Below are 12,347 nucleotides of genomic sequence, written 5' to 3'. Positions count from 1 at the left end.
GCGAGCCGGCGGGCGAGCAAGTTCAGCGATCGTGCTAGCGCTGGGCGGGAAGGGCGGCGTGCTGGGAGAGGCGGATGATCAGCGTTTCGATCACTCGGCGGGCACGGTCCTTGGTGGAGTTGTAGCCCTTCAGCTCCAAGTCGGCCGCTAGCAGCCAACGGTAGAGCTGCCGGGCGCGGGGGCGGCCGATCTGCTTCAACTGTCGCTCGGCGTCATTCAGCTTGAACGGCGGCATGCCGGCCCGTTCGAGCGCGACGCGGATCGACATCGCCTGCCGGCGGCGTTCCGCCTGGTCGAATAACCGCACCGCGAGGGCGAACTTGCGGAGCGTCGAGGCCATCTGCGGCAGCAGCGCGAACGGTTCGTCGCCGGCAGCGAGCAGGCGGTCGAGTTGCTGCAACGCGTCGGCGGCGCGGCCATCGGCGGCGGCGTCGATCATGTCCCACGTCTTGCGCGTCCGCCAACCGCCGACGTTTTGCTGGACGAGGCTCCCGTCGATCCGGCGGCTCGGCTCGGCGAGGAGCGAGAGGCGGGCGACCTCCTGGTAGAGGATGCCGGGCTCGGGCGGGATGAGATCAACGAGCAGATCGGCGGCCGGCTTGAGCAACTCGCAGTTGAATTCGCGCCGGGCGACGACCGTGAGCCACTCCTTCAGCTGCCGCGTGAACTCGGTCAGTTCCTTGCCTTGCGCCGGCGTCGCGCACTTGATCGTCAGGCCTGACTCGGCGACCGCCTTGGCGAGCCGCGTGTTGCTGGGCCAGGTGGTGACTTCGAGGAGGAGGATCGCGTCGCCGCGCGGCTTGGCGACGTAGTCCTCCAGGCGATCGCGGTTGTCCTTCACGAGGTCGTCGGCGTCTTCGAGGACGATCACCCGCTGGCCGCTGCCGAAGAGGGAGAGCTCCGAGAGGGCGTCGTGGAGGTCGCGATACTCGATCCGCTCGCCATCGAGATGCTCGGCCGCGGCGTCGGGGTCGTCGCCGCAGAGTTTGGCGATCAGTGCGCGGCGGACTTCGTGCTGCAGGAAGCCGTCGTCGCCGACGATGACGGTCACGGCGGCGGGCTGAATCGACTTGGCGTCGATCAGCACGTCGAATCCGGAAACAGCGGCGGTGGCGGGTTTCTTGGGCATTAGGCGCTGGATGCGAGTTGCGAGTTGCTAGTTGCTGGTTAATTTTGCTTTTGCGTGCGATGACGGGGGGCCCCATTAATGTGCCGCAAAACTCGGGCGTTTAGCCGGCTGTCAGCGGCGATTTTGTTCGGCAATTTCCGAGGTTTTCTTACAAAAGCAACGTCGTCTATGGAAGCGAATTTTGCGTTTTTTCGATTGACGAGTCGGCACGCAAAAGTCGCAAAATTAGATCGGGCTTTCTAGCCTGACGGGGAGCACACCGCGGCATAACTGGGCTGAAAGCCTAATCTACGGCCACGTTATCATATTGGGGGTGGTTTGCGCGCAACTATTTTTGGCCAGGCGGGACACGGTGTTTCCTAGTAGTGACTGAGATTTCTCTCGCTAAGGCGCAGAGGCGCAGAGACCACGCAAAGAAGACCAATGAAATTCTTTGCGTTTTTCTTTGCGCCTTCGCGCCATTGCGAGAGATCAATAACTCCGAGGTGCGATGAGCGAAAACCCGGCGAAGGATTTTGGGGCGATTGCTGATGACTACTCGTTCTTCGAGCGTCATGCCACGGAGGCCCGTGAGGACGTGCGGGCGTATGCGGAGGAGCTGCGCGGTCGGCTGCCGACGACGGGCGTGGTGCGAATGCTCGACTTCGGGTGCGGGACCGGGACGTTCACGGAGCGGTTCTTGGACGAACTTGGCTGGGCGCCCGAACGGGTGGCGCTGACGCTGGTGGAACCGGTCGATGCGGTGCGGCGGCAGGCGGTCGAGCGGTTGGCGAGTCGCAGCGGGACGCCGATCGTCGAGTCGGCGACGCTGCCGGCGGAGGGGGCTGGGCCGTTTGACCTGATTCTGGCCAATCACGTCTTTTACTACGTGCCGAACTTGCGGGCAGAGCTGGCGAAGCTGATCGGCTCGCTCGTGGCCGGAGGGACGTTCGTCACCGCGATCGCCGGGCGGTCGAACGCTCTGATTGAGTTCTGGATCGCGGCGTTTGGGGAGTTGGGGAGAGAAGTTCCCTACCATGTGGCCGAAGACGTTGAGGGGGCGTTGCAGGAGTTGGGGGCCAGCTACGCCAAGCGGTCGGTGGCGTATGAACTGGTTTTTGAGGATAGCGAAGCGAACCGCATGCGAATTCTGCGCTTCCTACTTGCGGACTACTTGCCGCTGTTGCCGCGGGAGTTTTTGGTGGGGTTGTTTGATCGGTATGCTTGCGATGGGCAAATTGAGATTCGGACGGCTAGCGAGCATTATGTCGTCGGTAAATGAAGGAGGTTCGCGCCCGTCACGGTAAACTGGTGCGGCGAGCTTGGCCACGATCGGAGCGAATATATGTCGGAGCGCGATCAGATCTACATTCGGATTCTGCAATATGGATTGCAGAGATTGCGAGATGCCGGCCTATTGGGAATGATCGAGTACTGCACCATCGAGGCGGAACACCTCCACAATTTGCCGTCGCTGATTGGCGAAGCCAACGAGCGGCGGCATGAGCACTATTTTGAGAAGGAGCGTCTGTATTATATGGACCGAGTCGACCGGTCTGTGCCGGGACTTGATTTCACGTTACGACGATATGAAGAGTGTTGGCAGGAACTACGCGAACTGGCTGCGTCATCTGGACCAGTGCCTTAAGAGACGACTTCGAGGGGAGTGTCGAAGACACTGCTTGATTTCTGTGGAAGAAAGATCGTATGTCGAGCCGTGAACGTTGGTTGTCGAAGGTAATGCCGATGGGCGACTCGCGTATTGAAGTTGAGTACGAGAGAACGCTTAGTCCGGACTCGGCCGCGAAGCTACGGGCAGGAGTATGGCCTCAAGATATGGACGACAGGTGGGTCGTCTGCCTCGACGAATTTGCGCTGCAAATGTGGCGAAGCTGGACGGGGCATTGCATCTTCCGGCTGCCGGCGCGGCAGCAAGGAGAGTGTACAGTCGTGGGACCGATCGTCGTTAATGGAGACAGGGCGACGTATCAACGGTCTGGCGACGAAGAGGATATTCGGGTTGTTGACGCGATGATTGATCGAACACTCGATCGATGAGGATGACGCGGTCTCGGCTGAAACTCGCTGATTCGATTGGGCGGTTTGGCGTTGTCATGGCATCACAACTATCCCGATAAGCTTGACCTGACATGCGATCAGTATTTTTCAACCTGACCAGAGTCACGCGGCAGGAAGTTGCGGCGTTCTTTTACGAGATTGCCGAGGCAAATGGCCCCGAAGCGTGGCGTTGGCCCGTCGGCGCCGAGTCGGCGTCGCTTTATCTCGGATTCTACGACGATCTCTTGGCAGAGGCTGAGGACGAGGATCTAATCATGCTTCGGGAGGTTCTAGGGAGCCTGCCTGACGTCTCGGTGGTGGTCAACGTTTCCGGCCGCATCCCCGGCGAGGCGGAGGTGTGGGAGATTTCGCGTTTGGTGCTCAATCAATTTCAAGGCGTCGCTTGGGACGATGCGATCGACCATTGTTGGACTTTGGCGGAGATTGAGTCGAATGCCTTGTTCCATGGGCATCGATTTTTCGTCGATGATGACTTAGGGAGCGACGCTGGATGGCATGTCGTCGCGGAGCGTCGACATGTTCGAGTGACGCGGAGCGGTCAGAGACTCCACATGCTTACGCTCCGCGAAAGCATGGCGCCCAGCGTGCGGAAGGGAATCGGACGATTCTGGCTAGACCACATGGCGGATCGTCGTTGCGGCGTTGCCGGAGAGAGCACAACGCGGGGCGACGTTGACCGGTGTGGTGACCAACCCTCTGGCGAAGCCGAGAGCTGCAATAGGCGGCGCCATGATTATTGTCGGCCGGCTAAAACTGAACGCCGACGCCGGCGTTGGAGAAGAAGTTGGCGGCGTCGTTGCTGAGGCCCCAGCCGATGCGGACGCCAACTTCGAAGTCGGGCGTCACCAGATAGTGGAGGCCGGGGCTGACGTATGATTGGGTCAGCTCGTCTGAGCGTCCGTCGGTGAAGATGCCAAAGTACTCGATGTGAGCGTTCCACTGCTCGGCAACGCCGCACTTCAAGACAGTGGATGGCGCCCAGCGATCGAAATTATCTTCTTCCGTTTTGCCGTCGCCATAGCGAATCGCCGAATCCCAAAGCCAGATCTCGCCGAGTTCCCACCCCCAGGCGTACGTGCCGACCGCATGGGTCGCCGTCTCGACGCCGCTGGTGGGAGTGGCGCCTTGCACGATGGCGATGCTGCGGGGCATCCAACCATCTTGTTCAGTGAGCGCCGCCTTGAAGCCGTAAGTGACTTTCGCTTCGGTTTCTAGTTCAGCAGAGTCGAAGTCGCCGTCGTCTCCGCCGCCGCCGGAGATGGAGTTCGACGCGCCGCCGACTTCGTAGTTCGAGCCGATGCGAAGCTCGAACCAATCGTTCAACCCGTAGCGGGCGATCAGTTCAGGGAGGCTGTGCGTTTCGGGGACGCTGCGGTTATCGATGAACGAATAGCCTGATTCGACGATCAAGCGACCGTTGCCGGCGGTAACCGTCGCGGGTGTGAACGAATCGCGGTCGGTCTCGATGTGCTCGGGTTCAGCTTCCTGGGCTAAGGCGGCGGAGTTCCACGCTAATCCAGCAAATGAAATCAGTAGAAGTGACAAGGAAGTGCAACTTTTGCGATGCATTCCGCTTATCCTCGCGGCTACTGATTGCGGATCTCTTGCCCGCTCGCCGTGCGGAAGCGTTGGGGCTCGGCTTGCACCGGGCGGACGCTGCGGAGTTTGCCGGTGGGTTGCGGCAGATTGAGCGCGACCGGGGCCGGCGACTGGCGGATGGCGACGTTGCCGGCCTTGTCGCGGACTTCGAGGCGGAGGAAGAGGCGCTCGGGGACTTGTTGCAGGAGTCGCCAGGCGTATTGGCCATTGTTGTCGATGTCGGTGGCGACGGTCGACCAGGGGCCTTCGGGGTTGTTAGCATAGAAGAGGCCGACCGGGCGGGCGTCGAGATTATCGTCGGTGGCGCTCCAGCGGATGATGAGGTGGTCGGCGAGGTTGCCTTGGCCGAGTTCGGCCGGCTGGAGCTCGGCGGTCGGCTCGGTCATGTCGACGCCGATCACCAGTTCGGGCTTGTCGCCGGCATTGGGGGTGGCGGCTGGAGCGCCGTTGGCTCCGTTGACCACGAGGCGGAAGCCGTAGAGGCCGGCCGCGGGAACGGCGACGCGCATCGGGCTGCGGTTGTCGGGATCGGCGCCGAAGTTAGCCCAACTCGCGCCGCCGTCGCGGGTGGCGAAGAGCTCGACCTTGGAGACGCCCCAGGGACCGACCGTTTGGAGGTCGTAGTCGACGTCGAACGTGAGCGAGTTGACCCAGCGCGTGCCGGCGGCGTCGACAGGCGGATCGCTGGCGGGCGCCGACCAATTTGGAGGGTTGGGGATGGTTTGCTGGCCGAGCGGCGTGACCGGCGACGCCGAGGCTGATTGGAAAGGGTTCGGCGGCAAACCGTTGGCGGTTGAGTTGCTGGCGTATCCCGATCCGCCGCCGACCAGCGGCGGGGCGCCGAAGAGGTCGCGCGAGGGAAGGGCAGGGGAGGGGGTGGCGCCGTTGTCGGCGACCAAGCGCGCCGGGGTGCGACTGTCGGGCCAGAGGGGCGGCGCGACTGGCGTCGCGGCAGCGGCGGCGGCGAACGGGCTGGTTGACGGCGCGGCGGTCTGCGGTGCGGCGGGTGAATTCGCCGCGCGCGCGGCGCTGGGGGCGGCGGTCCATTCTTGCGCGGGTGGCCCTAATCCGGCGAGCGGCTGGGCAGCGGCGGCGGCAGGGTTCGCGCTCGGCGATGACGCGGCGAAGGGATCGACGCCGGTGCTGCCGAAGGGGTTGCCGGCGGGCGCGTTGAGGGTAGGGCCGTTGAGGGTGGGGGTGGATGACGGCAAGCTGGCAAGCGGCTGAGAAGCAGGCGGATCGGCGAGGGTGGGGCCGGCGAGCGTGGGAGCGAGGGGATTGACGAGCGAGGCGTCGGCGAGCGTGCTGAATTGGTTGCCGGCGCGGTCGTCGATGGTCGCGCGGAATTTCAAGGCGCCGGCGCTGGTGGGGGGCTTCCAGGCGACTTGGCCGACGACGCGGTCGGGTTGCGACAAGTCCGGCGGACCGGTGGCGATGCGCTGCCACGTCGCGCCGTCGGTCTGGGCTTCCAGGCGAACGGTCTCGGGCTTGAGCTGCAAGTCGCGGGCTTCGTAACGGAGGATGATCCGGCCGGAAATGTCGGGAGCGGCGGAGAGTTGGAGCGATGGGGGGGCCGTGTCGACCACGACGCGGATTTGGGGTTGGGCGATCGTGGCGGGGGTCGCTTCGCCCTTGCGGTTGATGGTGCGGACGGCGAAGGCGTATTCGCCGTCGACGGGGGCGTGATAGCTGAAGCCGCGGACGCGGGGTTCGGCCTCTTGGAGGACGGCCCACTGCTGGTCTCCGCCGCGGGAGACGAGGAGTTGCACCTTGTCGACGGGCGAGGCGAAGGGGGCCGCGTCTGTCGGCTGGTAGGGGATGAAGAAAACGCGCGTGCGCCAGTAGCTCGGCTCGGGGAGTTGGGCTTGGGCGGGGGCGGGCGTCAGGAGCGTGAGTTGGAGGGCTAACGTGATCGCGAGCGCAAGCGCCAGTTCGTCCGGGCGCCGTCGTCGCGGGCTCGGTGGGGAAGGCAGCGAGTCGCCTGGGGGGCGTCGCATGGGGGCGGGTCCGAACGGTACGAGGTCGGGGCGGGGCGTGCGCGCATTCGTAGCCTGATAGCGTTATCGGCGAAGGCGGGGGAGGGGATGACATTTCCGCGCTGAGGCGCGGTTATAGGCGTGGCGAGTCGGTGGGGGGGGCGCACCGCGGCTCGCGGCGGGATTGCGCGCTAACTACCGCGGCTGACGGGGCGTCGTTGGTGGCGAGGGAGTTGTCGGGGCGGACGGGTTGGGGATGAGACGTCGTTCGCTGGACTCATGCTGGCGGCGCCGTCATAATGTGAGGAAGGGCAAGAGGTAACGGTTATGAGAGGCGTCGCGAGCTGCGCGGCGGCGCGACGGCATGTATCTGGCTTATGCGTCTCCGGCGGTTGAGAGCCTGACGAAAGCGGCGCTGCTGTTCGCCGTGATCTTCGCCTTAACGGCCATCGTGCTCGCCGTGGCGCGAAGGTATCGGGGTCGCGCCGCACAGGACAAGCTAGACCGTCACCAGATGATGTCAAACTTCCGGGAACTGTATGACCGGGGTGGTTTGAGCGACGAGGAATTCCGAACAATAAAGTCGAAGCTAGCAACGGAGCTCAAGGCTGAGTTAAAGGATAACAGCGGCGCGGGTTAGGCCTGAAACCCCCAAGCTGCTGCGAACACCGCCTGTCGCGGTTGTTCGGCGGGCTGAGCAGATGTTGAAGCGGAGCCTGAGTTGAGTCGATGAACGACTCGCCCAGGCGCTGCGTAGTTGAACGCGTGTAGGGCTCGAAGCCGGCGCACCAAGGATGTCGCGCAGGGCCAGATGACGGAGCGAATCGGCAATTGGCGGCAGAGGGGCCTGGCTCTTCTGAACAGGGGACGCTTCCCCGGTCGCGCTGACGAGACTCCCATCGAGCGACAACTTTGGACGAAATCGCGACGGTTTGAGGGACGGTGATGCCCCTCAAGCACGCACACTCGGAAGGAGACTCGCATGCCCTCCAGCAGGGACCTGACCGGCGGACGACGGACCGGCGCCTCGAAGAAAAACGCGTTCTGTTCGTTCTGTCGCAAGAGCTATCGCGACGTTGGCCCCCTCGTTGAAGGCCCGGGCGACGTTTACATTTGCGGTGAATGCATTGAGCTTTGCCAATCGATTCTCGACCAGGAGCGCAAGCGCCGCGGATCGAGCAAACAACTCTTCACGAAGATCCCCAGCCCTCGCGAGATTGTCGCCGAGCTCGATCAGTACGTGATCGGCCAGGACTCCGCGAAGCGCGTGCTGGCCGTGGCGGTTCACAGCCACTACAAGCGACTGATGGCCGCCGAGGAAGAGGCCGAAGTCGACATCGACAAGTCAAACATCTTGCTCGTCGGCCCGACCGGCTGCGGCAAGACGCTGCTGGCCAAGACGCTGGCCCGCAGCCTGAACGTGCCGTTCGCCATTGGCGATGCGACCACGCTGACCGAAGCGGGCTACGTCGGCGAAGACGTAGAGAACCTGCTGCTCAAGTTGCTGCATGCGGCGGACTTCGACATCGAAGCGGCCCAGCGCGGCGTGCTGTATATCGACGAGATCGACAAGATCGGCAAGACGAGCAACAACGTCTCGATCACCCGCGACGTCTCGGGCGAAGGCGTGCAGCAGGCCTTGCTGAAGATGCTCGAAGGGACCACGGCCAACGTGCCGCCGCAAGGCGGGCGGAAGCATCCCGAGCAGCAGTACATTCAGATCGACACGACGAACATCTTGTTCATCTGCGGCGGTACGTTCGACGGCGTGCAGGACATCGTCAGCAAGCGGCTCGGCAAGCGGTCGATGGGCTTTGGGCAATCGACTTCGGATGCTTCGGATTTGAGCGTGGGCGATCTGCTGGCTCAGGTGAACAGCGACGACCTGATCGAGTACGGCTTGATTCCCGAGTTGATCGGCCGCTTGCCGGTGATCAGCTCGCTGCGGCCGCTCGAGGCGGATTCGCTGGTTCGCGTGCTGAAGGAACCGAAGAACGCGCTGACGAAACAGTACCAACACCTCTTCGCCATGGAAGAGGCGGACCTGAAGTTCACCGATAAGGCGCTGCAGGCGATTGCCCACAAGGCCGCCGAACGCGAAACGGGCGCCCGCGGCCTGCGGTCGATCATCGAAGGGGTGATGCTCGACATCATGTTTGAACTCCCCGATCAGCCGCGCGGCAGCCGCTACGTGGTGACGGACGATATTGTCGAAGGGCGTGCGAAGTTGTTCAACGACGAGCCGCCGGCGACCAAGAGCGCGTGACGTTCACCTCCGGCGGGGCTCGTAGGGCCCGCGCTGGTTTGAGTCACGCCACTTCTAACGAACGAGCCCGGTTGGACTGCGGTCCAGCCGGGCTCGTTTTTTTGTTGGCGGAGCGGAAGAGTCCGCTACTCTTGGCTGGGGAGCACGGCTCCGACCGTAATCGACGCAGTTGGCTTCTCTAACGGGGCAACCGAGTCTTCTTCGTTGAGAACGATCACCGAGCCGTAACCGGCGCCAAAGTTGCTTTCGTCCCGCAGTGGTTGGCGATGAACAATCAGTTGCCGGTGGACGAGGTCAAGAACCCAGTACTCCGGGACGCCCATCGCGGCGTAGAGCTGAGGCTTCGTCTGCGTGTCGTAGTCGAGACTCGTTCGGCTGACTTCAACGACTAAAACCGCAGATTTCGGGTGTGCCTTCTGAAAGTCTTTCCGCGATCCTCGCACCACCGAGACGTCAGGTTCGGGTTGCGAGTACTCGCCGTGCGACAGCGGCAACTGCATGCGAACCCAATATTCATCGCCAAAGAGACTTTGAAAGATGTCGCGGATTTCGTCGGAGCTAAAGGAGTGCGGCGGCGAGGGCGGACTCAACTGAACAATCTCCCCGTCGATCAGTTCAACGCGTTGGTTTAGAAACCATCCTTGTTCGGCGAGCCGGTAGTATTCCGCGCGAGTCCAGCGTTTGCGCGTCGGTTCCTCGTTGCGGACCGGCGGCAACTCGAGCGCTGGAAGTACCAACGCGACGGGCGGCGTGGCGACGGTTTGGGAGACGATGCTCATAGCACCATTGTAGCCTTTTTTGGCTGATGACGGCAAATCGGGCGTAGGTTAAGCTTTCCAGCGTGCCGGCGCTACGCCTCGGCGCCCTTACCGCTGGGTACTCCGGTCGGGCTCAAAGCCCAACCTACGGTTAGCGAATCTTTCTCAGCACTTCTAATCCCCGCTCTAGCGTCGCTTCGCTAGCGGCGTAGGAGATGCGGAAGTGGGTGTCGCGGCCACTGAAGATCCCGCCGGGGATGATGAGGAGCTCGTTCTCGATCGCGCGGGCGACGAACTCTTGGGCCGTCCCTTTGCCGGCGGGGACTTTGGGGAAAACGTAAAACGCGCCGCCGGTGTCGGCGACTTCGTAGCCGACGTCGCGCAGGCCGGCGACGACCATGTCGCGGCGTTTCGCGTACTCAGCAGCTTGGGGGCTCATGTCGACGTCGAGCGCCGCGACCGCCGCCCATTGCAGCGGGTGAGGGGCGCACACAAACGTGTACTGCTGCAGCATCGTCATCTTGTCGATGATGGCGGCGGGGCCGTGGACCCAGCCGAGGCGCCAACCGGTGACGCCGTACGCTTTGCTGAAGCCGTCGACGACGATCACGTTGGGGTTGTGATGAGCAGGGGAGGGTAGGGGGGCGTCGTAGCAGAAGAGGCGGTAGATTTCGTCGCTCAGCAGCGCGATGTTGTGTTTGGCGGCTAATTGCGCTAAGCCGCGAGCGGCGGCTTCGTCGGCGACGACGCCGGTGGGGTTCGAGGGGCTGTTGAAGAGGATGAGTTTGGTGCGCGGGGTGATGGCGGCTTCGACCTTCTCGAGGTCGATCCGGAAGTCGGGGTAGGTGTCGATGAGCACCGTCTTGCCGCCGACCATGGCGACGAGCGCCGGGTACATCACGAAGTAGGGATCGAAGACGATCACTTCGTCGCCGGGGTCGACGAGGGCCATCATCGCGAGGACGAGCGCGCCGCTCGTGCCGCTGGTGACCAGGACGCGGCGATCGTCGTGGCCGTATTCCTTCTGCAGGTCCGCTTGCAGGCGTTCGCGGAGGTCCGGGATGCCTTGCGTTTGGCTGTAGCCGTTGCGGTCGGCGTGGATCGCGTCGCAGGCGGCGTTCTTGATCGCGTCGGGCACCGGGAAGTCGGGCTGGCCGATCGAGAGGTTGATCGGGTTTTTCATCTTCGCCGCGAGGTCGAAGACTTTGCGGATGCCGGAGCTGTCGAACTGGGCGGTGCGGGCGGCTAGCCAGGGGTGGGACATGGTGCGAAGAGGGCAGGTGCAAGGAGGAGTGGGGAAGGAAAACGAGTAGCCGCGGGTCAACGACCCGCCGGGGCAGCGCGGTTGGGTTTAATGACGAATGGGGAATGGGGTGAAGCCTTGATCGCACGTTGCGGGGCGACGTCGCCAATTTACGCGAATCGGCAGAGAGACGGAACCGTCACGCTGGTGGTTCGGGCGTGACGGCGACGACTGGTTTGGCGGATCGCCACTGGACGATGGCGACCATCGCGAGGGCTCCGCCGATGGCGGCGAGTTGGCGGCTGGTGAGGCGTTCGCCATCGACCTGGCCCCAGAGGAGGGCGATCATCGGGACGACGTAGGTCACCATGCCGGCGAAGAGGGGTCCCTGGGTTTGGACGAGCCAGACGAACAGCAAGATCGCGACGCCAGTGCTGCCGACGCCGAGCAGAAGGAGGGAGGCGAGTGCGAACGAGCACTGTTGCGGCTGGGACGGCGGGCCGAGGTGCAGCGCGTCGCGCAGCGGCGCGATGTACTCGAAGGGAACGACGAAGGCGGCGCCCAGCAGCAGGAACATCACCGTGAGGGGCGCCGTCGAGAGGTGCGACAGTTTCCACTTGAGATAGGTATTGCCGATGGCGTAACTGATGGGCGAACTAAGCGCCATGGCGAGGAGCCACGGCGCGATGCCGCGCTCGGTGCCGTCGAAGACGATCAATGCGGCGCAGCCGAGTCCGCCGAGGACGCCAAACCACTGCCGCGGACTGGGCCACTGGCGCAGCATCACGGCGACGGCGGCAATGGTGGCGATGGGCACGAGCGTCACCATCATGCCGATGAATCCATGCTCGCCCGTCGATCGCATGGCAAACGGCTGCACCACGTATGGATATGCGTTGCAGAAGAAGGCGACGATGGCGAGTTGGCGCCACTCGGCCGCCGTGAGCCAGGTCCACTTTCTGGCATAGAGGCAGTACACGGCAATCGTGGCGGCGCCGCTGGTCATCCGCCAAAGCCCGATCTCGGCCGGTCCGAACGCGAGCGCCGCGCGATGCATCAAGATGAAACTTGTGCCCCAGCAGAGACAAATGAAGAGGAAGGCGAGGTACGGCACGGGGCGGGGGGGATGCGGGAGGTAGCCGCGGGTCAACGACCCGCCGGAGCGGCACGGAGTGAGTCGACCGCGATTGGCGTGGCGCCGATTATCGTAGCGGTTTGCCGAGCGCGCGGACAGGAGCGGGTTGCCGTTGATACCCGATCGAGTGCCCTACCGGCGGTCGCGGTTCTGTGGAGCGCGTCATATCCGGCGCACCGGCGG

12 protein-coding genes are annotated in these 12,347 nt (G+C 63.5%); 6 read left to right on the top strand and 6 right to left on the bottom strand.

What is annotated here, in order from left to right; translation table 11 throughout:
- Positions 1 to 34: 34 nt before the first annotated feature.
- The gene (gene holA, locus I41_RS19590) at positions 35 to 1,129 is read right to left on the bottom strand and encodes a DNA polymerase III subunit delta (protein ID WP_145434619.1); all 1,095 of its coding nucleotides are present in this window, start codon (positions 1,127 to 1,129) and stop codon (positions 35 to 37) included.
- 490 nt (positions 1,130 to 1,619) lie between these two features.
- Between holA and I41_RS19585 the strand changes: the two genes are divergently transcribed.
- The 4 genes from I41_RS19585 (at position 1,620) to I41_RS19570 (ending at position 3,990) form a co-directional block, all read left to right on the top strand.
- Positions 1,620 to 2,390 (top strand): class I SAM-dependent methyltransferase, encoded by a 771-nt coding sequence (locus I41_RS19585; RefSeq protein WP_145434618.1) that lies wholly within the window; start codon positions 1,620 to 1,622, stop codon positions 2,388 to 2,390.
- Between the two features lie 63 nt (positions 2,391 to 2,453).
- Positions 2,454 to 2,756: a hypothetical protein gene (locus tag I41_RS19580; protein WP_145434617.1), complete on the top strand. Its 303-nt coding sequence runs from the start codon at positions 2,454 to 2,456 to the stop codon at positions 2,754 to 2,756.
- A gap of 59 nt (positions 2,757 to 2,815) precedes the next feature.
- The gene (locus I41_RS19575) at positions 2,816 to 3,166 is read left to right on the top strand and encodes a hypothetical protein (protein WP_145434616.1); all 351 of its coding nucleotides are present in this window, start codon (positions 2,816 to 2,818) and stop codon (positions 3,164 to 3,166) included.
- 92 nt (positions 3,167 to 3,258) lie between these two features.
- The gene (locus I41_RS19570; protein ID WP_145434615.1) at positions 3,259 to 3,990 is read left to right on the top strand and encodes a hypothetical protein; all 732 of its coding nucleotides are present in this window, start codon (positions 3,259 to 3,261) and stop codon (positions 3,988 to 3,990) included.
- Here I41_RS19570 and I41_RS19565 read toward each other — a convergent pair.
- Complete coding sequence (locus I41_RS19565; protein WP_168207036.1) at positions 3,935 to 4,732, bottom strand: transporter; 798 nt, start codon at positions 4,730 to 4,732, stop codon at positions 3,935 to 3,937. The genes I41_RS19570 and I41_RS19565 overlap by 56 nt on opposite strands.
- A 41-nt stretch (positions 4,733 to 4,773) precedes the next feature.
- The gene (locus I41_RS19560; RefSeq protein ID WP_145434613.1) at positions 4,774 to 6,783 is read right to left on the bottom strand and encodes a hypothetical protein; all 2,010 of its coding nucleotides are present in this window, start codon (positions 6,781 to 6,783) and stop codon (positions 4,774 to 4,776) included.
- 343 nt (positions 6,784 to 7,126) lie between these two features.
- Between I41_RS19560 and I41_RS19555 the strand changes: the two genes are divergently transcribed.
- On the top strand, positions 7,127 to 7,402 hold the full coding sequence (locus tag I41_RS19555; protein WP_145434612.1) for a hypothetical protein: 276 nt from the start codon (positions 7,127 to 7,129) through the stop codon (positions 7,400 to 7,402).
- A 342-nt stretch (positions 7,403 to 7,744) separates the two neighbouring features.
- Positions 7,745 to 9,028, top strand: coding sequence for an ATP-dependent Clp protease ATP-binding subunit ClpX (gene clpX / locus I41_RS19550; RefSeq protein WP_145434611.1), 1,284 nt, complete (start codon positions 7,745 to 7,747; stop codon positions 9,026 to 9,028).
- Positions 9,029 to 9,153: 125 nt separating this feature from the next.
- Here clpX and I41_RS19545 read toward each other — a convergent pair whose 3' ends face one another.
- From I41_RS19545 to I41_RS19535, 3 genes are all read right to left on the bottom strand, one after another.
- Positions 9,154 to 9,807 (bottom strand): Uma2 family endonuclease, encoded by a 654-nt coding sequence (locus I41_RS19545; RefSeq protein WP_145434610.1) that lies wholly within the window; start codon positions 9,805 to 9,807, stop codon positions 9,154 to 9,156.
- 130 nt (positions 9,808 to 9,937) lie between these two features.
- Entirely contained in the window at positions 9,938 to 11,050 is a 1,113-nt protein-coding gene (locus I41_RS19540) for a pyridoxal phosphate-dependent aminotransferase (protein WP_145434609.1), read from the bottom strand.
- Between the two features lie 178 nt (positions 11,051 to 11,228).
- The gene (locus I41_RS19535; protein WP_145434608.1) at positions 11,229 to 12,143 is read right to left on the bottom strand and encodes a DMT family transporter; all 915 of its coding nucleotides are present in this window, start codon (positions 12,141 to 12,143) and stop codon (positions 11,229 to 11,231) included.
- Positions 12,144 to 12,347: the final 204 nt, after the last annotated feature.

The organism is Lacipirellula limnantheis (assembly GCF_007746075.1).
Lineage (GTDB): Bacteria > Planctomycetota > Planctomycetia > Pirellulales > Lacipirellulaceae > Lacipirellula > Lacipirellula limnantheis.
The sequence above is the reverse complement of the archived record's forward strand: the minus strand, read 5'-3'. Positions and strand labels throughout refer to the sequence as shown.

Bases quoted from the DNA above. Each gene is read 5' to 3' on its own strand.
- holA (WP_145434619.1), bottom strand. From the start codon at position 1,129: ATGCCCAAGAAACCCGCCACCGCCGCTGTTTCCGGATTCGACGTGCTG.
- I41_RS19585 (WP_145434618.1), top strand. From the start codon at position 1,620: ATGAGCGAAAACCCGGCGAAGGATTTTGGGGCGATTGCTGATGACTAC.
- I41_RS19580 (WP_145434617.1), top strand. From the start codon at position 2,454: ATGTCGGAGCGCGATCAGATCTACATTCGGATTCTGCAATATGGATTG.
- I41_RS19575 (WP_145434616.1), top strand. From the start codon at position 2,816: ATGTCGAGCCGTGAACGTTGGTTGTCGAAGGTAATGCCGATGGGCGAC.
- I41_RS19570 (WP_145434615.1), top strand. From the start codon at position 3,259: ATGCGATCAGTATTTTTCAACCTGACCAGAGTCACGCGGCAGGAAGTT.
- I41_RS19560 (WP_145434613.1), bottom strand. From the start codon at position 6,783: ATGCGACGCCCCCCAGGCGACTCGCTGCCTTCCCCACCGAGCCCGCGA.
- I41_RS19555 (WP_145434612.1), top strand. From the start codon at position 7,127: ATGTATCTGGCTTATGCGTCTCCGGCGGTTGAGAGCCTGACGAAAGCG.
- clpX (WP_145434611.1), top strand. From the start codon at position 7,745: ATGCCCTCCAGCAGGGACCTGACCGGCGGACGACGGACCGGCGCCTCG.
- I41_RS19545 (WP_145434610.1), bottom strand. From the start codon at position 9,807: ATGAGCATCGTCTCCCAAACCGTCGCCACGCCGCCCGTCGCGTTGGTA.
- I41_RS19540 (WP_145434609.1), bottom strand. From the start codon at position 11,050: ATGTCCCACCCCTGGCTAGCCGCCCGCACCGCCCAGTTCGACAGCTCC.